The following is a 22,917-nucleotide window of genomic DNA, read 5'->3' on the forward strand; positions in this document are numbered from 1 at the left end:
GCCATGAGTCGTGAAGCTTTGCAGGAATCGCTGTCCGCGGTAATGGATAACGAAGCGGACGAACTGGAATTGCGACGGGTGCTGAGCGCCGTCGACGATGCCGAAACACGTGCCACCTGGTCGCGTTACCAGGTTGCCCGCGCAGCGATGCACAAGGAGCTGTTGCTGCCGAAACTGGATATCGCCTCGGCGGTGTCTGCCGCCCTGGCTGACGAAGCCGTGCCGGCCAAGGTCAGCAAAGGCCCATGGCGCAGCATTGGCCGTCTGGCCGTTGCCGCCTCGGTGACTGTCGCTGTGCTGGCTGGTGTGCGCATGTACAACCAGGACGAGATCACCGGTGCCGAACTGGCTGCGCAACAACCTGCCCAGCAGGGCCTGAGCATGCCACAAACTCAGGGCCCAGCCGTTTTGGCAGGCTATAGTGAGAGCAGTGAGCAACCGACCGGGCCGATGGCCAACGGCGTGCTGCAGAACCAGGCCGGCTGGGATCAGCGTCTGCCGGGCTACCTGCGTCAGCATGCGCAGGAATCCGCGCTCAAGGGTACTGAAACTGCCCTGCCGTATGCCCGCGCCGCCAGCCTGGAAAACCGCTAAGTAAGGAGGATCATGCGCGCGCTACCTCTCTTGTCGCTGCTTGTAGGCAGTTGCATGACGGTGCCAGCGTTGGCAGCCAATTCGTCGCCTGAGGCAAGCGAATGGCTGAACAAGCTGGCACAAGCCGAACAGAAGCAGAGTTATCAGGGCTCCTTCGTTTACGAACGAAATGGCAGCTTCTCCTCCCACGATATCTGGCATCGAGTGCATGACGGCAAGGTCAGCGAGCGGCTGTTGCAGCTTGACGGCACCGCCCAGGAAATCGTGCGGGTGGATGGCAAGGTGCAATGCATTGGCGGTGCCTTGGCAAGTGGTGTGAACGACTTGCCTGATGCCGCGCCGCGCATGCTCGACCCCCTCAAATTGATGAGCTGGTACGATCTGGCTGTAGCGGGCAAGGCTCGTGTCGCCGGGCGCGATGCGGTCATCGTCACGCTGACCCCGCGCGACCAGCATCGCTACGCATTCGAATTGCATCTGGACAGCAAGACCGGCCTGCCGCTGCGCTCGTTGATGCTCAACGACAAGGGGCAGTTGCTCGAACGCTTCCAGATGACGCGCCTGGATACCGATGACTTGCCAACCGATGCCGATCTGAAGGCCAGCGCCGCCTGCAAACCGGTGGAACGGGTGGCCAGCACCAAGACCGAAGCGGTCGCAGGCTGGCGCTCGGACTGGCTGCCGCCGGGTTTCGAGCTGATCAACAGCGCCGTGCGGCGTGACCCGTCTCGCAACAGCACCGTCAGCAGTCTCATGTACGACGATGGCCTGGCGCGCTTCTCGGTGTTTCTGGAGCCGGTTACCGAAGATGCCAGTGCCGATGTGCGCACTCAACTGGGCCCAACCTCTGCCGTTTCACGTCGCCTGAACACGCCCAAGGGCAAGGTGATGGTCACCGTGGTCGGCGAAATTCCGCTGGGTACCGCAGAACGCGTCGCACTCTCGATGCGGCCACAGGATGCTCAGGCGCGCCAGTAATGGCGCCCTTTTTCGGCGCATGCCAAGGCGCACGGACATGCAGCTGAAATGAAATTAAAGCATTGTCATTTGCAATCCATCTGTAAATTTTCTATAGGTCAGGCTTCTTGGAGTCTGACCTTTCCTGCTTTGCAGGCGGTCTTATGTTAACTACGCTCGTTGTGACGGGAGCCGTATGTCAATACCACGCTTGAAATCCTATCTATCGATGTTCGCCGCCGTGCTGATGCTCGGCCAGGTGCTGACTGCCCAGGCCGAGGAAGCCTTGCCTGACTTCACTACCCTGGTCGAACAGGCCTCGCCGGCAGTGGTCAACATCAGTACCAAGCAAAAGCTGCCGGACCGCCGTGTTGCCGCCGGGCAGATGCCGGACCTCGAAGGGTTGCCGCCGATGTTCCGTGAGTTCTTCGAGCGCAACATACCGCAGCAGCCGCGTTCGCCCCGAGGTGACCGTCAGCGTGAGGCCCAGTCGCTGGGTTCAGGCTTCATCATTTCCAGTGACGGCTATGTGCTGACCAACAACCACGTGGTTGCCGATGCCGACGAGATCATCGTCCGTCTGTCGGATCGCAGCGAGCTGCAGGCCAAGCTGGTCGGCACCGACCCGCGCACCGACGTGGCCCTGCTCAAGGTCGACGGCAAGAACCTGCCCACCGTCAAACTGGGCGACTCCGAGAAGCTCAAGGTGGGTGAGTGGGTGCTGGCCATCGGTTCGCCGTTCGGTTTCGATCACTCGGTGACCAAAGGGATCGTCAGCGCCAAAGGCCGCACCCTGCCCAATGACACCTATGTGCCCTTCATTCAGACCGACGTGGCCATCAACCCGGGCAACTCCGGTGGGCCGCTGTTCAACATGAATGGCGAAGTCGTGGGTATCAACTCGCAGATCTTCACCCGTTCGGGTGGTTTCATGGGGCTGTCGTTCGCCATCCCGATCGATGTCGCGCTCGATGTTTCCAATCAGTTGAAGAAAGACGGCAAGGTCAGCCGCGGCTGGCTGGGTGTGGTCATTCAGGAGGTCAACAAGGACCTGGCTGAATCCTTCGGCCTCGACAAGCCGGCCGGCGCCCTGGTGGCGCAGGTGCTGGAAGATGGCCCGGCAGCCAAGAGCGGCCTGCAGGTGGGCGACGTAATCCTGAGCATGAACGGCCAACCGATTGTCATGTCGGCCGACCTGCCACACTTGGTCGGCACCCTGAAAGCTGGCGCCAAGGCCAAACTGGAAATCATCCGCAATGGCAAGCGCCAGAACCTGGATGTGACCATTGGTGCGATGCCTGATGACGATGCCGATATCGGCACCGGCACGGGTGCCGATGGCAGCGCAGAGCGCAGCAGCAACCGCCTGGGTGTGTCCGTCTCCGACCTGACTGCCGAACAGAAGAAGTCCCTGGAGCTCAAGGGCGGCGTGGTCATCAAAGAAGTCCAGGACGGCCCGGCTGCCATGATTGGCCTGCGTCCAGGTGACGTGATCAGCCACTTGAACAACCAGGCGATCGCCTCGGCCAAGCAGTTCACCGAAATTGCCAAGGAGCTGCCGAAGAACCGTTCGGTATCCATGCGCGTGCTGCGCCAGGGCCGTGCCAGCTTCATCACCTTCAAGCTGGCCGAATAAGCCGGCTTGTCAGTCGCAAAGGGCAGCTTCGGCTGCCCTTTTTCATGAACGTTCACAATTATTGGGGGCACTCAGCCTGTATCGTGCGTCAGAGGAATCTCCCATATCCCTGCTGGTTGAGGTACAATTCCCGGCTATTTTTCGGCGGGCGTCCGGCTCGCAGCCTTTTCGAGTGTTGACCCGTGAGTGATTTGAGTCATATCCGCAATTTCTCCATCATCGCCCACATCGACCATGGCAAGTCGACGCTGGCCGACCGTTTCATCCAGTTGTGCGGTGGCCTGACGGCACGCGAAATGGAAGCTCAGGTTCTCGACTCCATGGACCTGGAGCGCGAACGCGGGATCACCATCAAAGCCCACAGCGTCACGCTTCACTACAAGGCGCTGGACGGCAAGACCTACCAGCTGAACTTCATCGATACCCCCGGCCACGTCGACTTCACCTATGAAGTCTCGCGTTCCCTGGCGGCGTGTGAGGGTGCGCTGCTGGTGGTGGACGCCGGCCAGGGCGTCGAAGCCCAGTCCGTCGCCAACTGCTACACCGCCATCGAGCAGGGCCTTGAGGTCATGCCGGTCCTGAACAAGATGGACCTGCCCCAGGCCGACCCTGATCGGGTCAAGGACGAGATCGAGAAGATCATCGGTATCGACGCCACCGATGCGGTAGCGTGCAGTGCCAAGAGCGGCATGGGCGTCGACGAGGTGCTCGAGCGTCTGGTCCACACCATCCCTGCGCCAGTGGGCGAAATCGATGCCCCGTTGCAGGCGTTGATCATCGACTCCTGGTTCGACAACTACCTGGGCGTGGTGTCGTTGGTGCGCGTGCGCCAGGGCCGCGTCAAGAAGGGCGACAAGATCCTGGTCAAGTCCACCGGCAAGGTGCACCTGGTCGACAGCGTGGGTGTGTTCACCCCGAAACATACCCAGACCCCTGACCTGAAAGCCGGTGAAGTTGGCTTCATCATTGCCAGCATCAAGGACATCCATGGTGCGCCGGTCGGCGACACCCTGACCCTGTCCTCGACCCCCGAGGTCGAAATGCTGGCAGGCTTCAAGAAGATTCAGCCGCAGGTTTATGCCGGCCTGTTCCCGGTCAGCTCCGACGATTTCGAGGACTTCCGCGACGCCCTGCAGAAGCTGACCCTGAACGACTCGTCGCTGCAGTACATGCCTGAGAGCTCCGACGCACTGGGCTTCGGCTTCCGTTGCGGCTTCCTGGGCATGCTGCACATGGAGATCATCCAGGAGCGCCTGGAGCGCGAGTACGACCTGGACCTGATCACCACCGCGCCAAGCGTGATCTACGAGCTGGAACTCAAGACCGGCGAAACCATCGTGGTCGACAACCCGTCGAAGCTGCCTGATGTTTCGTCTGTCACCGACTTCCGCGAGCCGATCGTCACCGCGACCATCCTGGTGCCGCAGGAGCATCTGGGCAACGTCATCACCCTGTGCATCGAGAAGCGTGGCGTACAGCGCGACATGCAGTTCCTCGGCAGCCAGGTTCAGGTGCGTTATGACATGCCGATGAACGAAGTGGTGCTGGACTTCTTCGACCGCCTCAAGTCGACCAGCCGCGGCTATGCTTCGCTGGACTATCATTTCGATCGCTATCAATCGGCCAACCTCGTCAAGCTGGATGTACTGATCAACGGCGACAAGGTCGATGCCCTGGCATTGATCGTGCACCGCGACAACGCGGCCTACAAAGGCCGTGCGTTGACCGAGAAGATGAAGGAACTGATCCCGCGGCAGATGTTCGATGTGGCGATCCAGGCAGCCATTGGCGGCCAGATCATTGCGCGGACAACCGTCAAGGCGCTCAGAAAGAACGTACTGGCCAAGTGCTACGGTGGTGACGTCAGCCGTAAGAAAAAGCTGCTGGAGAAGCAGAAGGCCGGTAAGAAACGCATGAAACAGGTGGGCAACGTGGAGATTCCACAAGAAGCCTTCCTCGCCGTGCTCAGGTTGGATAGCTAGGTCCTATGTCGCTAAATTTCCCGCTGTTGCTAGTCATCGCCGTTGCCGTTTGCGGTCTGTTGGGCTTGATCGACCTGCTGTTCCTGGCTCCGCGCCGGCGGGCGGCGGTCGCCAACTACCAGGGTAGTGTCACTCAGCCAGAAATGGCGGTGGTCGAGCGCCTGAACAAGGAACCGCTACTGGTCGAGTACGGTAAGTCGTTCTTCCCGGTGCTGTTCATCGTCCTGGTGCTGCGCTCTTTCCTTGTGGAGCCGTTCCAGATTCCTTCGGGGTCGATGAAACCGACCCTGGAAGTGGGCGATTTCATCCTGGTGAACAAGTTCTCGTATGGCATTCGCCTGCCGGTGATCGACAAGAAGGTCATCGAGGTGGGTGACCCGCAACGCGGTGATGTGATGGTGTTCCGCTACCCAAGCGACCCGAACGTCAATTACATCAAGCGTGTGGTGGGCCTGCCAGGCGACCAGATCCGCTACACCAGCGACAAGCGGCTGTTCGTCAATGGCCAGCCAGTGGCCGAGCAATTGGTCGGTGCCGAGCCAGGTACCCTGGGCAGCGCCGAGCTGTTCAAGGAAAAACTTGGCGAAACCGAGCACTTGATCCGCAAGGAAATGACCCGTTATCGCATGCCGCCGGACCAGCAGTGGACCGTGCCGGCTGGCCATTACTTCATGATGGGCGACAACCGCGACAACTCCAACGACAGCCGTTACTGGGATGACCCGAACATTCCCAAGGAACTGCACGGCATGGTTCCGGACCGGAACATTGTCGGCAAGGCCTTCGCGGTCTGGATGAGCTGGCCAGAGCCAAAGCTCAGCCACTTGCCCAACCTGTCGCGGGTCGGCCTGATCCATTGATACCCTTCGGCGCTGTCCAGCAGACAGCGCCGAATGCATTTCTGACATAGGCTGTGTTCTCAGGGATCGAGAGATTCGTTGCTCGCCGCGACGGGCCACAGCCAAACAGTCTTTCAGGATGTTGATTTGAACAACGCGTTGAACAACCAGCGGGTGGCTGCATGAGTGCTTCCCTTGCCCGTCTCGAGCGCAAGCTCGGTTACACCTTCAAAGACCAGGACCAGATGGTGCTGGCCCTGACCCATCGCAGCTACGCCGGGCGCAACAATGAGCGCCTGGAGTTTCTTGGCGATGCCATTCTCAACTTCGTGGCCGGCGAGGCGCTGTTCGAGCGCTTCCCGCAGGCCCGCGAAGGGCAGTTGTCGCGCTTGCGTGCCCGTCTGGTCAAGGGTGAGACCCTGGCCCGTCTGGCCCGTGGTTTCGACCTGGGTGAGTACCTGCGCCTGGGCTCCGGTGAGCTCAAGAGCGGCGGTTTCCGCCGCGAGTCGATCCTGGCCGACGCCCTCGAAGCCCTGATCGGCGCCATCTATCTTGATGCCGACATGCAGACCGCCCGCGAGCGCGTGCTGGCCTGGCTGACCGACGAGTTCGAAAGCCTGACCCTGGTCGATACCAACAAAGACCCGAAAACCCGCCTGCAGGAGTTTCTGCAGTCGCGTAGCTGTGAGCTGCCTCGCTACGAGGTGGTGGACATCCAGGGCGAACCGCACTGCCGTACCTTCTTCGTCGAATGCGAAGTGGTGCTGCTGAACAACAAGAGCCGTGGCCAGGGCGTGAGCCGGCGTATTGCCGAGCAAGTCGCCGCCGCCGCCGCATTGATCGCCCTGGGCGTGGAGAATGGCAATGACTGAGAACAATCCGACCCGCTGCGGCTACGTGGCCATCGTCGGCCGCCCCAACGTGGGCAAGTCCACCTTGCTCAACCATATCCTCGGCCAGAAGCTGGCGATCACCTCGCGCAAGCCACAGACTACCCGCCACAACATGCTCGGCATCAAGACCGAGGGTGATGTGCAGGCCATCTATGTCGATACCCCCGGCATGCACAAGGCCAACGACAAGGCCTTGAACCGCTACATGAACCGCAATGCCTCGGCGGCCCTCAAGGACGTCGATGTGGTGATCTTCGTGGTTGACCGTACGCGCTGGACCGATGAGGACCAACTGGTGCTCGAACGCGTTCAGTACGTGACCGGCCCGCTGATCATTGCCGTCAACAAAACCGACCGCATGGACGAGAAAGCCGAGCTGATCCCGCACCTGCAGTGGCTGCAGGAGCAACTGCCCAATGCCGAGGTGGTACCCATCTCTGCCCAGCAAGGTCACAACCTCGACGCACTGGAGGCGCTGATCGCCAAGCACCTGCCGGAAAACGATCACTTCTTCCCGGAAGACCAGATCACCGACCGCAGCAGCCGTTTCCTGGCCGCTGAACTGGTGCGTGAGAAAATCATGCGCCAGCTGGGTGCCGAGTTGCCCTACCAGATCACCGTGGAGATCGAGGAGTTCAAGCAGCAAGGGCATGTGCTGCACATCCATGCGCTGATCCTGGTTGAACGGGACGGCCAGAAGAAGATCATCATTGGCGACAAGGGCGAGCGCATCAAACGCATCGGCTCCGACGCCCGCAAGGACATGGAAACCCTGTTCGACGCCAAGGTCATGCTCAACCTCTGGGTCAAGGTCAAAGGCGGCTGGTCCGATGACGAGCGCGCACTGCGCTCGCTGGGCTACGGCGACCTGTAACCCTTCCAGCGGCCCGGATCTCTCCGGGCCGCTTTGCTTTCAGGCCACACTTCATGGAACAACCTGTCGGCCAGCCGGCCTATGTGCTGCACAGCCGTGCCTATAAGGAAACCAGCGCGCTGGTGGACTTTTTCACACCGCAGGGGCGCGTGCGCGCGGTGTTGCGCCGAGCACGGGGCAAGGGTGGCAGCCTGGTGCGGCCGTTCGTGCCGCTGGAAGTGGAACTGCGCGGGCGCAGTGAGCTCAAGAACGTCGGGCGCCTGGACAGCATGGGCGTCGCTGCCTGGCTGCATGGCGATGCACTGTTCAGCGGCCTCTACCTCAATGAGCTGCTGATGCGCCTGCTGCCTGCCGAGGCACCACAACCCGAACTTTTCGAGCACTACGCACTGACCCTGCAGGCCCTGGCCGCCGGGCGGCCGTTGGAGCCCCTGCTGCGCTCCTTCGAGTGGCGCCTGCTGGAAGACCTGGGTTACGCCTTTGCGCTTGACCACGACGTCAGCGACGAGCCTATCGAGGCTGAGGGGCTTTACCGCTTGCAGGTCGATGCCGGCCTTGAGCGCGTTTACCTGGTGCAGCCTGGTTTGTTCAACGGCGCGCAGCTGTTGGCCCTCGCTCAGGCGGACTGGGACGCACCTGGTGCTCTGCTCGCGGCCAAGCGCCTGATGCGTCAGGCGCTGGCGGTCCATCTGGGGCCAAAACCGCTGGTCAGTCGGGAACTGTTTCGCAAGCGCTGAGCACGTCGTATGCTGTGGGGCTAAATCTTCAGGAGAGCCTTTCGTGACTCACAGCAACCGTATGCTTCTCGGCGTCAACATCGACCACGTGGCTACCTTGCGCCAGGCCCGCGGCACACGCTACCCGGACCCGGTCAAGGCTGCGCTGGATGCCGAAGAAGCAGGCGCCGATGGCATCACCGTGCACCTGCGCGAAGACCGCCGGCATATCCAGGAGCGCGATGTGGTGTTGCTCAAGGACGTGTTGCAAACCCGCATGAATTTCGAGATGGGCGTCACTGAAGAGATGATGGCGTTCGCCGAGAAGATTCGCCCGGCACACATCTGCCTGGTGCCTGAAACACGCCAGGAACTGACCACCGAGGGCGGCCTTGACGTGGCTGGCCAGGAGGCACGGATCAAGGCAGCGGTGGAGCGCCTGTCGCGCACTGGCGCTGAAGTGTCGCTGTTCATCGATGCCGACGAGCGGCAGATCGAGGCATCGCGCCGCGTCGGGGCCCCGGCGATCGAATTGCACACCGGCCGTTATGCCGATGCTCAAACGCCGACTGAGGTTGCTGAGGAGCTCAAGAGGATCGTCGATGGCGTCGCTTTTGGCGTCGGCCAGGGGCTGATCGTCAATGCCGGCCATGGCCTGCATTACCACAACGTCGAGGCGGTGGCGGCAATCAAGGGCATCAATGAATTGAACATTGGCCACGCCTTGGTGGCCCATGCACTGTTCGTAGGTTTCAAGGCGGCGGTGGCAGAGATGAAGGCGCTGATCGTTGCAGCTTCGCGCTGATCATCGCTGCGTGGCTGTTTGCGGACGGGGCAGGGGTTAGTGCCGTCAGTCAGGCAGTTTGGGGCCGCTCTGCGGCCCATCGCCGGCAAGCCAACTCCTACAGGTACAGCGCAGTTCTTGAGGTTTGCGCCCTACCTGTGGGAGCCGGCTTGCCGGCGATAGGGCGGTTAGCAACTGACTGGCATGACGCTGCGCAAAGCCTTCATTTGCGCGCCAACAGCGTGGCGCGGCGTGGGGCGGGCAATCCCTCAATGGTCTTGCTATGGTCGTGCGGGTCGAGGAAGTCCCCCAGCGACTGGTAGCGCATCCACTCGGTGCTGCGCTGCTCCTCGACACTGGTCACACTGACATCCACACAGCGCACATCGCTGAAACCCGCACGGCGCAACCAGCGCTCCAACGCCGGTACCGATGGCAGGTACCAGACGTTGCGCATCTGCGCATAGCGGTCTTCAGGCACCAGTACCTGCTGCTCGTCGCCCTCGACCACCAGCGTCTCCAGTACCAGCTCACCCCCTTTGACCAGGCAGTCCTTGAGCGCCAGCAGGTGCTCGATGGGGGAGCGGCGATGGTAGAACACCCCCATGGAAAAGACCGTGTCGAAACCTTCCAGGTTGGCTGGCAGCTCTTCCAGCGCAAACGGCAGGTGCCAAGCCGGCAAGTCGGGCAGGTACCGCTGCACGGCCTGGAACTGGCAGAAAAACAGCCAATTGGGGTCAACGCCGATGACCATGTCGGCGCCTGCGCCGAGCATGCGCCATTGGTAATAGCCGTTGCCGCAACCCACATCGAGCACACGCTTGCCCTGCAGGTTCAGGTGCGGAGCCACGCGCGACCACTTCCAGTCCGAGCGCCACTCCGTGTCGACATGCACGCCGAACAGGTCGAACGGCCCTTTGCGCCAAGGCGACAGGCCCATCAGGGCGTGGCGCATCTGCGCGCGGGTGGCATCGTCGCAGTCACAGTCCAGCCGCAGGCCGTCGACCAGGTCGATTTCGCTTGGCAGCAGTGCCGGCAGGGCGTCCAGCGCACCGCGCCAGCGCTCGAGATCGCCGTGGCCTTTCTCCAGCTTGGCTTGAAGTTGTGCTTGCAGGCCTTGCGACCAACAAGCCAGTGGGGTGCCCGCCAGGCGGCGGACGAGAGGGGACAGATCGATCATGGCAGGGCTATCAGCGAGGCGAAATTAAGGCATTGGAACCACGGCACCACCTTGCTGAAGCCTGCCGCGTGCAGGCGCTCGGTGTGGGTGTGCAGGGTGTCGGGCTTCATCACGTTCTCGATGGCGCTGCGCTTCTGGGCGATTTCCAGTTCGCTGTAGCCATTGGCACGTTTGAAGTCCAGGTGCAGTTCATTGAGCAGATCCTGCTCTTGGTCATCGGCGAAACGCAGCTTTTCCGAGAGGATCAGTGCGCCACCGGGCAGCAATGCCTGACGTATGCGGCCAAGCAACGCCAGGCGCTGTTCCGGGGCGATGAACTGCAGGGTGAAGTTCATCGCTACGACCGAGGCGGGCTCGAAGGGCAGGGCCAGTATGTCGGCCTCCAGTACCTGAACCGGCAGCAGTTCCTGGAACATCGAGTCTTGCGCGGTGAGGTACTGGCGGCAGCGCTCGACCATGGCGGCGGAGTTGTCCACGGCGATGACCCGGCAGCCCTCGCTGCGCACATGGCGGCGCAGCGCCTGGGTAACGGCGCCCAGCGATGCGCCGAGGTCATACAGGGCGGTATCAGGCTGGGCGAAGCGCGCGGCCAGCACACCAAGGTTCTCGACGATGGTCGGGTAACCGGGCACCGAGCGCTTGATCATGTCCGGGAACACACGCACCACGTCTTCGTTGAACACGAAGTCGGGAACTTGCTCCAGAGGCTGGGAGAAAAGGCGGTCGGGTTGTTTGCTCACGGTGAATCCAGGCGGCTGACGATTGGCAGGGCCGGCATTCTAGCCAAACCGTGCCAAGGATGCATGGTCGGCTGACCAGCGCTGTGCGTTCAGTCGACCCGCACCGCGCAATCGAAGGTCTGCACCGGCCGAACTTCCGGGGCCCAGGGCTGCTGATAGACCAGCACCAGATGGCCTTCGCCGGCGGCGCGGGCTTCGAAGCGCCAGGTGGATAAGCCCGCGCTGCCGACGATGCCGGCGTCCTCGGGCGCGCTGTAAACCTCGGGGCCGAGGCTGCGCAAGATGTTCGAAGCCGGGTTCTGCACCAGCCAGCGGTAGCCGGTGGAGGGATTACTGGGCAGGGTCAGGGTGAGTGGCTGGCCGATCTTGAGGCGCTGGGGGCATTCACTTTCAGCGTCAAGTTCGACCGTGTGCCTGGGCTGCTGGGCGCAGGCGGTGAGCAGGGCAAGGCTCAGGGGAACGAGCAGACGAGGGGCAGTCATGGTGGCTCCAGAGGCTGGCGAAGGCCTGAGGATAACCGAACAGAGAGGGGTTTTGTGTTGTCAGTGCCGGCCTCACCGCCTGCACGCCGGCCCCCACCGGTACTCCACTGAACCACAAACAATTGGAATACCGGGGGTGGCCTTGCAGGCGATGGGGCCGTCGCGGGTCAGAACAGCACTTTGGCCACGTCGGCAAAGCGCTTGGCGAAGTGCACGGTCAGCCCTTCACGCAGGTAGTCAGGCAATTCTTCGAAATCCCCGCGGTTGGGCTCGGGCAGGATCAGTTCGAAGATCTTCTGCCGCCGCGCCGCGATGACCTTTTCGCGTACGCCACCAATCGGCAGGACCTGGCCGGTGAGGGTCAGCTCGCCGGTCATGGCCACACCTTTTTTCGGTGCCTGGTCACGGGCCAGCGAGAGCAGTGCGCTGGCCATGGTGATACCGGCGCTCGGGCCATCCTTGGGCGTGGCACCTTCCGGCACGTGCAGGTGAACGAAGGCTTCGTTGAAGAACGCCGGATCGCCGCCGAATTGCTTGAGGTTGGAGCTGACGTAGCTGTAGGCGATCTCGGCAGACTCCTTCATCACATCACCCAGCTTGCCGGTGAGCTTGAAGCCGCGATTGAGCGTGTGGATGCGGGTCGCCTCGATCGGCAGTGTCGCGCCACCCATGCTGGTCCAGGCAAGGCCGGTAATCACGCCTTTGCCTGCCAGCACCTGCTCACTGCGGAACACCGGTATGCCGAGTGCGGCCTCCAGGTCCTTGGTGCCGATCTTGAGCTTGGCATCCGGGGCATCCAAGAGCTTGATCACCGCCTTGCGCACCAGTTTGCCCAGCTGTTTTTCCAGCTGGCGAACGCCGGCTTCGCGGGCATAGCCCTCGATCACGGCGCGCAGGGCGCTATCGCTGATGGTCAGGCTGGTCTTGGCCACGCCGGCCTTTTCCAGCTGTTTGGGCCAAAGGTGGCGCTTGGCGATGGCCAGCTTCTCTTCGGTGATGTAGCCGGACAGGCGGATCACTTCCATACGGTCGAGCAGTGGGCCGGGGATCGAGTCCAGCGTGTTGGCGGTACACACGAACAACACCTTGGACAGGTCCAGGCGCAGGTCCAGGTAATGGTCGAGGAAGTCGACATTCTGTTCTGGGTCCAGGGTTTCGAGCAGCGCCGAGGCCGGGTCGCCCTGATAGCTCTGGCCCATCTTGTCGATTTCGTCGAGCATGATTACCGGGTTCATCACCTCGACATCTTTCAGCGCCTGCACCAGCTTGCCTGGCTGGGCGCCGATGTAGGTGCGCCGGTGCCCCTTGATCTCGGCCTCGTCGCGCATGCCGCCGACACTGAACCGGTAGAACGGGCGGCCGAGCGATTCGGCGATGGATTTGCCGACGCTGGTCTTGCCCACGCCAGGCGGGCCCACCAGCAGGACGATCGAACCACTGATCTCGCCCTTCCAGGCGCCCACGGCGAGGAACTCCAGAATGCGTTCCTTGATGTCATCGAGGCCCGCGTGATGCTGGTCGAGCACCTTGCGCGCATGCTTGAGGTCGAGCTTGTCCTTGCCGTACACGCCCCAGGGCAGGGCACTGGCCCAATCAAGGTAGTTGCGGGTGACGGCGTACTCGGGGGAGCCGGTTTCAAGGATGGCCAGCTTGGCCATTTCTTCATCGATGCGCTTTTTGGCCTGCTCTGGCAGGGTCTTGCCTTGCAGGCGCTGTTGGAACTGTTCGAGGTCGGCACTGCGGTCGTCCTTGGTCAGGCCAAGCTCTTGCTGGATGACCTTGAGCTGTTCCTTGAGGAAGAATTCGCGCTGGTGCTCGCCGATCTGCCGGTTGACCTCGGCCGAAATCTCATTCTGCAGGCGTGCGACCTCGACCTCTTTGCGCAGCATCGGCAAGACCTTTTCCATGCGTTTGAGCATGGGCACGCAATCGAGCACTTCCTGCAACTGGTTGCCGGTGGCGGAAGTGAGTGCGGCGGCAAAGTCGGTAAGAGGCGATGGGTCGTTGGGGCTGAAGCGGTTGAGGTAGTTCTTCAGCTCTTCGCTGTACAGCGGGTTGAGCGGCAGCAGTTCCTTGATCGCGTTGATCAGGGCCATACCGTAGGCCTTGACCTCGTCGGTCGGCTCGCTTGGCTGGCGTGGGTATTCGACTTCGACCAGATAAGGCGGGCGATGGTGCTTGAGCCAGGTGCGGATGCGCACGCGAGTCAGGCCCTGGGCGACGAACTGCAGTTTGCCGTTTTCGCGGCTGGCATGGTGCACCTTGACCAGGGTGCCGTACTCGGGCAAGGCCGCGGTGTCGAAATGGCGGTGATCTTCGGGCGGGGTGTCCATGAAGAACAGGGCGAGGCAGTGATCCGGTGTCTTGGCCACCAGATCGAGGGTTTCGGCCCAGGGTTCTTCGTTGACGATGACCGGCAGTACTTGTGCGGGGAAGAACGGGCGGTTGTGAATCGGAATCACGTAGACCTTGTCTGGCAATTGCTGGCCGGGCAGGGCAAGTGCGTGGCCAGGCGCGCTTTGGGCCTGACCCTCAAGGTGTTCAATTTCGCTGTTTTCGTCGGGTTGTTCCGGAAAATCCTGCTGGTCGCTCATGGGGCACCTGCGTGAATGGCTATGGTGCTTAGATGGGGCGCTGGCTCATGGGTTTCAAGCTTCAAGCTTCAAGCTTCAAGCTTCAAGCTGCAAGAAAAAAGCGGGACCGCGCAGGCCCCGCTCTTGCTTGTAGCTTGTAGCTTGTAGCTTGTAGCTTGTAGCTTGCAGCTTGTAGCTTGCCGCTTACTCGGCGAGTTTGTAAGCGATGATGTAATCGCCCATTTTGGTGCCCAGGGAACCGTGGCCGCCGGCGACGATCAGCACATACTGCTTGCCGTCCTTGCCGGTGTACGTCATCGGCGTGGCCTGGCCACCCGCTGGCAGACGGGCTTTCCACAGCTCCTTGCCATTGTTCACGTCATACGCACGCAGGTACTGGTCCAGCGTGCCGCTGAGGAAGCCCACACCACCGGCAGTGACGATCGAGCCACCCATGCTCGGTACACCCACCGGCAGGCCGATCGGAATCGGCGTGCTGTCACGGGTGGTGCCGTTCTTGCGCTTCCACACCACCTTGTTGGTGAACAGATCGATGGCTGCCACGTAACCCCAGGCCGGCGCCTGGCACGGAACGCCCAGCGGCGACATGAACGGGTGCATGATCACGGCGTAAGGCGCGCCAGTGTTGGGCTGCACGCCGCTGGTTTCACTTTCGCGCTTGCTGCCGGCGGCAACCTGTTCGCGCGGCACCATCTTCGACACGAAGGCCATGTAGTTCGGCGAGGTGAACAGCAGTTGGCGCACCGGGTCGACCGAGACGCTGCCCCAGTTGAACACGCCGACGTTGCCTGGGTATACCAACGAGCCTTGCTCGGACGGTGGCGTGTACTGGCCCTCGTAGCGCAGTTCACGGAACTGGATACGGCATAGCATCTGATCGAACGGCGTGGCGCCCCACATGGCCTGTTCAGTCAGGTCCGGGCCCAGCAGGTTGAGGTCGGAGCGGGCCTGGGTCGGTGCAGTGTGGTCACCCTTGACCGCACCTTGCGGTACCGGGATCTCACGGATCGGCACGATGGGGGTTCCATCACGACGGTCGAGCACGTACAGGCTGCCCTGCTTGGTCGGTACGATGATCGCGGGCTTGACGCCTTCCTTGGTCTTCAGGTGAACCAAGGTTGGCTGGCTGCCGACGTCCATGTCCCACAGGTCGTGGTGAGTGAACTGGTAGTTCCAGCGCGCCTTGCCGGTGGCAAGGTCCAGGGCCACCACGCCAGCGCTGTACTTCTCTGCACCCGGGGTGCGGTTGGCGCCATACTGGTCGGGTGTCTGGTTGCCCAGCGGCAGGTAGACCATGCCCAGGTCTTCATCGACGCTGGCCAGCGACCACATGTTGGCCGAGTTGCGGCTGTAGGTCTTGCCCGGGGCCAGTGGCTGGGTGTCTTCGGGGTTGTTGCTGTCCCAGTTCCAGACCAGGCGACCATCGTGCACGTCGTAGGCGCGGATCACGCCGGAGGGCTCGTTGGTCGACTCGTTGTCGGTGACATGGCCGCCGATGATCACCAGGCTGCGGGTGATCGCCACCGGCGAGGTGGAGTAATAACCGCCGGCAGTGAACGGCCCGATACCGGTAGTCAGGTCGATCGCGCCCTGGTTGGCGAAGCCTTCGCAGACTTTGCCATTGTCGGCATTGATGGCGATCAGGCGGGCGTCGGCCGTCGGCAGGTAGAGGCGGCGCGGGCAGGCTTGAGCGACAGCCTGGCCTGCGTCGGAGACTTTCGGCGCCGGGCTGCCATCGCGGCTGACGTAGTTGTTCTCGTCATAATACGAAACGCCGCGGCAAGTCATGTGGGCGAAGCCCTTGAAGGTGCCCACCGGGCTCTTGATCTGCGGGTCGTAGCGCCAGATCTCGGCGCCGGTGTCCGGGTCCAGGGCTAGTACCTTGCTGTGGGCGGTGCAGGCGTACAGCATGCCGTTGGCCTTCAGCGGCGTGTTTTCGTTGGTCAACTCGACCGGGTCGTTGTCCGTTGGCAGGTCACCGGTGCGGATGCGCCAGGCTTCTTCCAGGCGGTAGGCATTTTGCGGGGTGATCTGGCGCAGCGGCGAATAACGGTCACCATGCTCGGTGCGGCCATAGGCTTGCCAGTCGCCGTCGGGCATCGCGGGGGCGGCACTGCCCATTTCGCTGTTGTCGCGGCCCAGTTCGCCAAACACTTCACCCGGGTGGGTGAACTGGCTGCCCAGCGCGCAAGCGCCCGAGGCGAGCACGGCAACGCTGAGCAGGGCGGTATTGGCCTTGTTGCCCGGCCCGGTCAGCGGGCGGCGTGCCCAAGGCAGCAGCAGCACAACGCCGATGGCGAACCAGATGGCCAGGCGTGGCACCAGTTGCCACCAGTCCAGGCCCACCTCCAGCAGTGCCCAGGCCGTGCTGCCCAGCAGCACCAGGCCGTACAGGCCCAGGGCAAGCCGGCGCTGAGCCAGCAGTAGTGCGCCCGCCACGGCGAAGCCGATACCGGCGATCAGGTAATACAGCGACCCGCCGAGCTGGCTGAGCTTGATACCGCCCGCCAGCAACGCCAGGCCCATCAATAGCAGCAGTACGCCTATCAGGCGCGGTAGCCAGCGGCTTCCATTCTTGGCACCGTCAGTGCTCATCGTATGTTCTCCGTTAGGTGAAGGGTTGTCAGAAAGTGCTTTGGATCTTCAGGCCGCCGATCAGGGCATCGTCCACCTGCGACACCCCGCCCGGATGGCGGATGTACTGCAGGTTCGGGCGCACCGTGAGCCAGTCGGCCAAGTGAATGCCGTAATAGAGTTCAGCGCTGTACTCGGTGTCCTGCACGGGCAGGTAACCGGGATTGTCGTAGTCGTAAAGGCCGGCTGCCTGGTTGGCCAGGCGGGCGTTCTTGCGGTAGGCGGGGTTGACGTGCACGCGGGCGAGGGCGAAACCGATGTCGTCCTTGGCGCGGGCATCGAAGGGGCCCTTGTATACCAGTCCTGTCTGCACATAGTTGTCGATGGCATTGGTCTTCTTGTCGTGCACTGTGGCATTGGCGAACAGGCTCAGGCCGCGCGACTGGTCAGTGGCCAGCGAGGTAACCTGCTGCTGGGCACCGATCCACAGGCCGTGCTTGCTCGAACTGCTGCGGTAGGTGGCGCCACTGATGGCGGCCGGCCGGCCGTCGCTGTCCTTCAGAACATCCTGTGCCTTGGCATTACTGTAGTAGTACCCGGCGCGATATTCCCCTTTCAGGCCATTGACCCGCGGGCTCCACACCAGTTCGATCGGCATTACGGCACCCTGGGTACCGCTGCCGCTGAGTTTGAAACCGTTGCCGGATTCCAGGTTGGAGGGGTTTTGTTCGAACACGCCGACCTGAGCGTAGAGCGCGTCGTTGATGTTGTAGCGCACGCGCAGCGCCCACTGGCTGACGGGCCAGTTGTACCAGATGCCGCCAACCCAGTTGCCCACCTGCGAGCCGCAGAAGGCCAGGTTCTGGAAGTCGCACGGGAAGCTGTTGAAGTCCTCGCCTTCACCGAAGCGGCCGAATTTCACGTCCAGGGCGCCATCGAAGTATTTCTGCCTGATCCACATCTGGGTCAGCCGCCAGGTTTCACCGCGGCCCCAGACTTCCTGGGCTGAAGTGAAGCCGCCGACCCGCGGGTCGTTGATGCGGTCGTTGCTGATGTTGTCCCCGTGGCGTTCGGTGATGGTCAGCTGCAGTTCGGTGTCTTGCCAGCCGAGGATCTTTTCCAGGTCCAGGTGGCTGCCAAAGGTGAACTGGTCGCTGTAACGCGCGGTGCGATCATGGTCGTAGCCGCCGTGCAGGTTGCTGCCCATCTCGCCGGTGTAGCCGAGGTTGAAGTCGTAGCCTTTTTCCAGCAGTTCGCTGCGGGTGCCGCCCCAGTCACCCAGCATCCATGGCGAGTCGCTGGCGAACATTTCACTGGCGCTGGTGGTGGACGTAAAACAGGCGGTCAAGGCAAGCAGAGCGGTGCCGGTGTAGCGAATATTGGGCAGTGAGAACATGAGATAGCGCTATCTTTTGATTGTCGAAAAAACGGCAAGCGCACCGATGAGCGAACTCTTCGATGGAAATGGCGACAGGTGAGGTAAGTGAAGCGATTCAGCTTGCGGCGGGGAGGATATAGGGGAACTTGTAAGAAAAAAAGACAAATTGTCGCAGTGGATTATTGCCGCAGCGGTAACAGTGAGGGAAAGGGGCGCAGCGCGCCCCTAGGTGGTCAGAAGGTTGTACGCAGGCCCACTTCGACGCTGCGCCCCGGCGCCGGCGCGATATCGCGCAGAATCGAACTGGCGTAACGCACGGTCTGATCCGTCAGGTTTTCACCGCGCACGAACGCCAGCCACTGGCTCTGGCCGATATCGAAGCGATAGCCGACACTCGCGCCCAGGGTGGTGTAACCCTCGGTGCTGGTCTCGTTCGCCGGCTTGCGATGCTGCGACGCGGCATGCTGCATATCCACACGCGCCTGCCAGCGGTCCCGCTCCCAGACCAGTGCGCTGTTCAGGCGCAACGGTGCGATGCGCGGCAGCGGCTCACCGCTGTCGAGGTTCTTGGCGCGGGTATAGTCGCCCGACAGCTCCAGGGCGAAACTGCCGTAGCGGTTTTCGACCAACTGCCAGCGGTCCTGGGCTTCGACCCCGTAGAAGCGCGCCCGTACGCCCTGGTACTGATACTCAGGGAAGCCGCCATCGTCGTGATCATGGTCGTCGTCGCCATCGTCGTGGTCATGGCCCTCGCGCAGGGTGCCCGTGCCAATCAGGCCGATGTAGTTGCGAAAGTGGCTGTAGAACACCCCGACGCTGCCCTTGTGGGTGCCATTGTCGAAGCGCAGCGCCAGGTCGGCGGAGAGGGCTTTTTCCTTGTTCAGGCTGGCGTCACCGACTTCATAAGCCCCGGTGGCGACGTGGGCGCCGTTTGCGTAAAGCTCGTAGAAGGTCGGGGCCCGCTCGGTGTAACCAACGTTTGCAGCGAGCGCCCAGACCGGGTCGAGTTGATACACCGCCCCCGACGACAGGCTCAGGGCATTGAAGCTGCTGGCGCTGTCGGCATCGACGAAGTTTTCATTGCCTTTGGCATCCGGGTCGACGCGGGTGTGTTCCAGGCGTGCACCCAGGCTCAGGTTGAGCCGTTCGGTGGCCTGCCATTGCTCGAGCATGAACAACGCCAGGCTATCGGTATCGGTGTGCGGCACGAAGGCTTCTTCACCCAGTGCCGAGAATTCGTTGCGACTGACCTGGGCACCGATCACGCCTTCCACAGGGCCGATCGGTTGGTGCCTGGCCTCGATCCGCGCCTCATAGCCCTTGTTCTTGAAGGTGGTGTGCACTTCGCCTTCTTCGATTTCGCTGTGCTCGTAATCGGTGTAACCGGCATCGAGCTTGACCGAGCTGAAGGGGCCCTCGAGGTCACGCAGTTCCGAGGCGAAGCCGTAGTGATCCTGCTTCATGTCCAGGCGCACGCCGGACTCGGCCACTGAGCCGTAGTTACTGTCGTAGCGGCTGTAGGACAGGCCCGCATAGCCGTGATCCCAGTGGTAGGCCCCGCCCACTGCGCCGCCATCCTGGCGACCGTCGCTGTTTTCCAGGCGGTGCTTGCTGCCGGGCTCGTCAGCGTCACGCACCTTGGAACTGCGGGCGTAGCCCGGGATGCGCAGGTCGTTGAACTGCCGGCTGTTGGCATCCAGGTGCAGGGCGAAGGTGCCGTCACCGGCTTCCAGTTTGCCGGCACTGCTGCGCGTGGTATCGGCACCGCCGTAGCGTAGTTCGCCGGCACCGTGAATACCCTCGATGGGCGCATCGGGGATGCGGTTGTCGAAGGTATTGACCACCCCACCGATGGCGTTGCCGCCGTAGAGCAGGGCGGCGGGGCCCCGGACGATTTCGACGCGCTCGACGGTGACCGGGTCCAGTGGCACGGCATGGTCGTAAGACAATGCCGAAGCGTCGAGGGCGCCGACGCCGTTGCGCAGGATGCGGATACGGTCACCGTCCAGGCCGCGAATCACCGGGCGGCTGGCGCCTGGGCCAAACCAGGTGGAGGCGACGCCGGGCTGTTTGTTGAGGGTTTCGCCCAAACTTCCGTGCTGCTGCTGCAGCAGGTCGTCGCCTTCGAGCACGGTGGTGGGAGCAGCCAGTTCGCGGTTACCCAGAGGGTTGGCAGTGATGACCTGGGGATCGAGCTCAACAGCCTGGCTGGGTGATGAGGCGAGCAAAAGCGCAACGGCGAGCGGAGAGAGGCGTAGGGGAGAGCACAACATGGGAAGTAGCGGTCCTTGGCAGAGGCAATATATTGTTACTATATAACGTACCTATTTCAGCACAGAGGTTTCACCGCTTGCCAGTGGTTTTTGTAATGGCGGTGCTGCGTCCCCTTCATCACTACACTCGTGTAATGTGCGCATCTTTTTATCCGCGGGAGTACTGGCATGAGCACGGCCAACCACAATGCGCTGCACGGCAAGACCCTCGAGCAGATCCTCACTGAGCTGGTGGCGCACTACCAATGGCAGGGCCTGGCCGAGCGCGTGGATGTGCGCTGCTTCAAGAGCGACCCGAGCATCAAGTCGAGCCTGACCTTCCTGCGCAAGACGCCCTGGGCCCGGGAGAAGGTCGAGCAGCTGTACGTGAAACTGCAGCGCAACGCCTGAGATGCCGCGTCATCTCTGGCTGACCCTGGCCGCAGTGCTTGGCTGGTTGGGCCTCGCTGTGCAGGTCTACCTGGTGCTGCTGGCGCGCTGGCAGGAAGCGGCGAGCCTGATCGGCGGGCTGATCAATGTGTTCGGCTATTTCACGGTGTTGACCAATACCCTGGTAGCGACGGTGCTCAGCTATGCGGCGTTCGGGCGGGAATCGCGCGCCAAGCGCTTCTTCCTTTCACCTTCGGTAAGTTCCGCTGTGGCCGCCAGCATCGTGCTGGTGGCGCTGGCCTACAGCGTGCTGCTGCGGCACCTGTGGCAACCCCAGGGTTGGCAATGGCTGGCGGACGAACTGCTGCACGATGTGATGCCGGCGCTTTACGTTGTGTACTGGTGGTTCGCCGTGCCCAAGGGGCATTTGCGGCTCTGGCACCTGGGGCCGTGGGCGCTGTACCCGGCGGTGTACTTTGGCTATGCACTGTGGCGGGGGAGTGAGATCGGGGTGTACCCGTATCCGTTCATAGACGTTGCAAGCCTTGGCTACGGGCAGGTCATGCTCAATGCTCTGGGCGTGCTGGCCGGGTTTTGGGCCATTGCACTGGTACTGCTCGGGCTCGATTGTTGGCGCGGGCGCTGGCTTGCCAGGCCGGTGCAGGCCCCTTCGCGGGTGAAACCGCGAAAGGACCGGGCCTGACACCACAGGTCACTCGTCGTCCGCTGTGCCTTCTGCCCGCCAATAGGCAGCCGCTTTGAGGGCATCTTCGGGGGCACCCTTCTCCAGCAGCAGCGCCTTGGCCTGCCGGGTCAGCGCTTTCTCCAGTGCCACCCAGCTGTACAGCTTGCCCTCAGGCAGGCTCAACCCCTGCACCAGCGCGAGTAGATCCTCATCCCGCTTCACCCAGATCACTTCAACCTCAGCCTTGCTCGGCAGCGCTTGGCGCTCCTGCTCATCTTCGATCTGGATGATCGCCAGTACCCGCCGGCCTGCCGGCAGTTCTTCAAGGCGACGGCCGATGGCCGGAATCGCTGTTTCGTCACCAATGAGCAGGTAGCTGTCGAAGATATCCGGGACCACCATCGACGCCCGTGGCCCGGCAATGTTCAGCGTCTGCCCCGGTTCAGCCTGTGCGGCCCAGGTGGAGGCAGGGCCATCGCCGTGCAGGACGAAATCGATGTCCAGTTCCTGGTTGGCCAGGTCGATGCGCCGCGGCGTGTACTCACGCATCGTGGGCCGCGCTCCGCCGTCGCGGCCCATGTTGCGGGCGTCGATGGCCTGCTGTTGTTCGGTGTTTTCGGCGAACAGCAGCTTGATATGGTCGTCACTGCCCAGGCTGGTGAAGCCTTGCAGCTCGGGGCCGGTGAGGGTGATGCGGCGCATGCGCGGGGTGAGGTCGGTGACCCGCAGCACCTGCAGGCGACGCTGGCGGATTTCGTGATTGACGCGGTGGATGGTGTCACTCATGGAGGTTCTCCGTAGCAGGGGCCGGCCCGTCGGCGATGGCCTTGGCAGTGTCGTTGAGCAGGGCGCGGACCCGCTCGATTTCTTCCGGTGTCCAGCGGCCGCTGTGCATGTGCAGGGCGTGGCGCAGGTTGCCGACGGCTTCGTGAATTTCTGGTGGGCGGTCGTGACCACGCAGGGCGCGCTTGCCGACTTCGATGCGCATGCGCACGCCGTCCAGCGCCACGGCCTGGTCAGCCAGGGCTGCGCTTCCGGCCGGGGTAATGGCGTAGAGGCGTTTGCTGCCTTGCACCTGGCCGCAGATCAGCTCCGCTTCCTCGAGAAAGTTGAGGGTGGGGTAGATGACCCCGGGGCTGGGCGTGTAGCTGCCGTCGAACAAGTTCTCGATCTGGCGGATCAGGTCATAGCCGTGCCCAGGTTGCTCGGCCAGCAGCGACAGCATCAACAGCTTCAGGTCGCCGGGGGCGAATACCCGTGGGCCGCGTTCACCCCGGCCGGGCCGGCGCTCGAAAGGGTCGTGGGCGGAATGTTCACGCATGGCAGCGAGGCTCCGTGTGTTTAGATATATCGCAAGATATTACTCA

At 62.5% G+C, this 22,917-nt stretch carries 20 protein-coding genes; 11 read left to right on the top strand and 9 right to left on the bottom strand.

Translation table 11 applies throughout. The features are described 5' to 3' along the window. Nucleotides 1-3 precede the first annotated feature (3 nt). The 9 genes from ABRP30_RS05220 (at nucleotide 4) to pdxJ (ending at nucleotide 9,296) form a co-directional block, all read left to right on the top strand. A complete protein-coding gene (locus tag ABRP30_RS05220) occupies nucleotides 4-594 on the top strand; it encodes a sigma-E factor negative regulatory protein (protein WP_267821339.1) in 591 nt (196 codons plus the stop codon). A 12-nt stretch (nucleotides 595-606) separates the two neighbouring features. Next, nucleotides 607-1,572 (top strand): MucB/RseB C-terminal domain-containing protein, encoded by a 966-nt coding sequence (locus ABRP30_RS05225; RefSeq protein WP_267821341.1) that lies wholly within the window; start codon nucleotides 607-609, stop codon nucleotides 1,570-1,572. 208 nt (nucleotides 1,573-1,780) lie between these two features. Beyond that, nucleotides 1,781-3,187: a DegQ family serine endoprotease gene (locus tag ABRP30_RS05230; RefSeq protein WP_372490471.1), complete on the top strand. Its 1,407-nt coding sequence runs from the start codon at nucleotides 1,781-1,783 to the stop codon at nucleotides 3,185-3,187. Between the two features lie 182 nt (nucleotides 3,188-3,369). Beyond that, entirely contained in the window at nucleotides 3,370-5,169 is a 1,800-nt protein-coding gene (lepA, locus tag ABRP30_RS05235) for a translation elongation factor 4 (RefSeq protein ID WP_267821346.1), read from the top strand. 5 nt (nucleotides 5,170-5,174) lie between these two features. Next, complete coding sequence (gene lepB, locus ABRP30_RS05240; RefSeq protein ID WP_241804838.1) at nucleotides 5,175-6,029, top strand: signal peptidase I; 855 nt, start codon at nucleotides 5,175-5,177, stop codon at nucleotides 6,027-6,029. Between the two features lie 161 nt (nucleotides 6,030-6,190). Then, on the top strand, nucleotides 6,191-6,880 hold the full coding sequence (gene rnc, locus ABRP30_RS05245) for a ribonuclease III (protein ID WP_012312992.1): 690 nt from the start codon (nucleotides 6,191-6,193) through the stop codon (nucleotides 6,878-6,880). Next, a complete protein-coding gene (gene era, locus ABRP30_RS05250; protein ID WP_046787792.1) occupies nucleotides 6,873-7,775 on the top strand; it encodes a GTPase Era in 903 nt (300 codons plus the stop codon). The genes rnc and era overlap by 8 nt, the downstream gene beginning before the upstream one ends. A gap of 53 nt (nucleotides 7,776-7,828) precedes the next feature. Further along, complete coding sequence (gene recO, locus ABRP30_RS05255) at nucleotides 7,829-8,512, top strand: DNA repair protein RecO (protein WP_267821349.1); 684 nt, start codon at nucleotides 7,829-7,831, stop codon at nucleotides 8,510-8,512. 61 nt (nucleotides 8,513-8,573) lie between these two features. Next, nucleotides 8,574-9,296 carry a pyridoxine 5'-phosphate synthase gene (pdxJ, locus tag ABRP30_RS05260; protein WP_372490472.1) on the top strand — a complete coding sequence of 241 codons (723 nt, stop codon included), beginning with the start codon at nucleotides 8,574-8,576 and terminating at the stop codon, nucleotides 9,294-9,296. A gap of 202 nt (nucleotides 9,297-9,498) precedes the next feature. On the opposite strand, the gene cmoB is transcribed toward pdxJ, so the two are convergent. The 7 genes from cmoB to ABRP30_RS05295 form a co-directional block, all read right to left on the bottom strand. Continuing rightward, nucleotides 9,499-10,455, bottom strand: coding sequence for a tRNA 5-methoxyuridine(34)/uridine 5-oxyacetic acid(34) synthase CmoB (gene cmoB / locus ABRP30_RS05265; RefSeq protein WP_267821353.1), 957 nt, complete (start codon nucleotides 10,453-10,455; stop codon nucleotides 9,499-9,501). Further along, a complete protein-coding gene (gene cmoA, locus ABRP30_RS05270; protein ID WP_241804842.1) occupies nucleotides 10,452-11,195 on the bottom strand; it encodes a carboxy-S-adenosyl-L-methionine synthase CmoA in 744 nt (247 codons plus the stop codon). Before cmoA ends, cmoB begins: the two co-directional genes overlap by 4 nt. A gap of 89 nt (nucleotides 11,196-11,284) precedes the next feature. Then, nucleotides 11,285-11,677, bottom strand: a complete 393-nt coding sequence (locus ABRP30_RS05275) for a protease inhibitor I42 family protein (RefSeq protein ID WP_267821355.1) — start codon at nucleotides 11,675-11,677, stop codon at nucleotides 11,285-11,287. Nucleotides 11,678-11,844: 167 nt separating this feature from the next. Continuing rightward, a complete protein-coding gene (gene lon, locus ABRP30_RS05280; protein ID WP_267821357.1) occupies nucleotides 11,845-14,271 on the bottom strand; it encodes an endopeptidase La in 2,427 nt (808 codons plus the stop codon). 183 nt (nucleotides 14,272-14,454) lie between these two features. After that, on the bottom strand, nucleotides 14,455-16,866 hold the full coding sequence (locus ABRP30_RS05285) for a glucose/quinate/shikimate family membrane-bound PQQ-dependent dehydrogenase (protein WP_241804845.1): 2,412 nt from the start codon (nucleotides 16,864-16,866) through the stop codon (nucleotides 14,455-14,457). A 28-nt stretch (nucleotides 16,867-16,894) separates the two neighbouring features. Beyond that, on the bottom strand, nucleotides 16,895-18,241 hold the full coding sequence (locus ABRP30_RS05290; RefSeq protein WP_267821359.1) for a carbohydrate porin: 1,347 nt from the start codon (nucleotides 18,239-18,241) through the stop codon (nucleotides 16,895-16,897). Nucleotides 18,242-18,456: 215 nt separating this feature from the next. After that, the gene (locus ABRP30_RS05295; protein ID WP_267821361.1) at nucleotides 18,457-20,496 is read right to left on the bottom strand and encodes a TonB-dependent receptor; all 2,040 of its coding nucleotides are present in this window, start codon (nucleotides 20,494-20,496) and stop codon (nucleotides 18,457-18,459) included. Nucleotides 20,497-20,664: 168 nt separating this feature from the next. Here ABRP30_RS05295 and ABRP30_RS05300 point away from each other — a divergent pair, with 168 nt between their 5' ends. Continuing rightward, nucleotides 20,665-20,886: a VF530 family DNA-binding protein gene (locus tag ABRP30_RS05300; protein WP_012313003.1), complete on the top strand. Its 222-nt coding sequence runs from the start codon at nucleotides 20,665-20,667 to the stop codon at nucleotides 20,884-20,886. A 1-nt stretch (nucleotide 20,887) separates the two neighbouring features. Beyond that, nucleotides 20,888-21,568 (top strand): Pr6Pr family membrane protein, encoded by a 681-nt coding sequence (locus ABRP30_RS05305; protein WP_349976214.1) that lies wholly within the window; start codon nucleotides 20,888-20,890, stop codon nucleotides 21,566-21,568. A 9-nt stretch (nucleotides 21,569-21,577) separates the two neighbouring features. Here the strand turns inward: ABRP30_RS05305 and ABRP30_RS05310 are convergent, their stop codons facing one another. Beyond that, nucleotides 21,578-22,336, bottom strand: coding sequence for a siderophore-interacting protein (locus ABRP30_RS05310; protein ID WP_267821366.1), 759 nt, complete (start codon nucleotides 22,334-22,336; stop codon nucleotides 21,578-21,580). Next, nucleotides 22,329-22,871, bottom strand: a complete 543-nt coding sequence (locus ABRP30_RS05315) for a PadR family transcriptional regulator (protein ID WP_267821368.1) — start codon at nucleotides 22,869-22,871, stop codon at nucleotides 22,329-22,331. Before ABRP30_RS05315 ends, ABRP30_RS05310 begins: the two co-directional genes overlap by 8 nt. Nucleotides 22,872-22,917 lie beyond the last annotated feature (46 nt).

The organism is Pseudomonas sp. WHRI 8519, from assembly GCF_040224055.2.
Taxonomy (GTDB): Bacteria; Pseudomonadota; Gammaproteobacteria; order Pseudomonadales; family Pseudomonadaceae; genus Aquipseudomonas; species Aquipseudomonas putida_X.

What these genes read in the sequence shown, in the direction of transcription:
- ABRP30_RS05285 (WP_241804845.1), bottom strand. Translation starts at nt 16,866, where the DNA reads ATGAGCACTGACGGTGCCAAGAATGGAAGCCGCTGGCTACCGCGCCTG.
- pdxJ (WP_372490472.1), top strand. Translation starts at nt 8,574, where the DNA reads ATGCTTCTCGGCGTCAACATCGACCACGTGGCTACCTTGCGCCAGGCC.
- ABRP30_RS05310 (WP_267821366.1), bottom strand. Translation starts at nt 22,336, where the DNA reads ATGAGTGACACCATCCACCGCGTCAATCACGAAATCCGCCAGCGTCGC.
- ABRP30_RS05275 (WP_267821355.1), bottom strand. Translation starts at nt 11,677, where the DNA reads ATGACTGCCCCTCGTCTGCTCGTTCCCCTGAGCCTTGCCCTGCTCACC.
- cmoB (WP_267821353.1), bottom strand. Translation starts at nt 10,455, where the DNA reads ATGATCGATCTGTCCCCTCTCGTCCGCCGCCTGGCGGGCACCCCACTG.
- ABRP30_RS05305 (WP_349976214.1), top strand. Translation starts at nt 20,888, where the DNA reads ATGCCGCGTCATCTCTGGCTGACCCTGGCCGCAGTGCTTGGCTGGTTG.
- lepB (WP_241804838.1), top strand. Translation starts at nt 5,175, where the DNA reads ATGTCGCTAAATTTCCCGCTGTTGCTAGTCATCGCCGTTGCCGTTTGC.
- ABRP30_RS05230 (WP_372490471.1), top strand. Translation starts at nt 1,781, where the DNA reads ATGTTCGCCGCCGTGCTGATGCTCGGCCAGGTGCTGACTGCCCAGGCC.
- ABRP30_RS05315 (WP_267821368.1), bottom strand. Translation starts at nt 22,871, where the DNA reads ATGCGTGAACATTCCGCCCACGACCCTTTCGAGCGCCGGCCCGGCCGG.
- ABRP30_RS05225 (WP_267821341.1), top strand. Translation starts at nt 607, where the DNA reads ATGCGCGCGCTACCTCTCTTGTCGCTGCTTGTAGGCAGTTGCATGACG.
- rnc (WP_012312992.1), top strand. Translation starts at nt 6,191, where the DNA reads ATGAGTGCTTCCCTTGCCCGTCTCGAGCGCAAGCTCGGTTACACCTTC.
- era (WP_046787792.1), top strand. Translation starts at nt 6,873, where the DNA reads ATGACTGAGAACAATCCGACCCGCTGCGGCTACGTGGCCATCGTCGGC.
- ABRP30_RS05290 (WP_267821359.1), bottom strand. Translation starts at nt 18,241, where the DNA reads ATGTTCTCACTGCCCAATATTCGCTACACCGGCACCGCTCTGCTTGCC.
- lon (WP_267821357.1), bottom strand. Translation starts at nt 14,271, where the DNA reads ATGAGCGACCAGCAGGATTTTCCGGAACAACCCGACGAAAACAGCGAA.
- ABRP30_RS05220 (WP_267821339.1), top strand. Translation starts at nt 4, where the DNA reads ATGAGTCGTGAAGCTTTGCAGGAATCGCTGTCCGCGGTAATGGATAAC.
- recO (WP_267821349.1), top strand. Translation starts at nt 7,829, where the DNA reads ATGGAACAACCTGTCGGCCAGCCGGCCTATGTGCTGCACAGCCGTGCC.
- ABRP30_RS05295 (WP_267821361.1), bottom strand. Translation starts at nt 20,496, where the DNA reads ATGTTGTGCTCTCCCCTACGCCTCTCTCCGCTCGCCGTTGCGCTTTTG.
- ABRP30_RS05300 (WP_012313003.1), top strand. Translation starts at nt 20,665, where the DNA reads ATGAGCACGGCCAACCACAATGCGCTGCACGGCAAGACCCTCGAGCAG.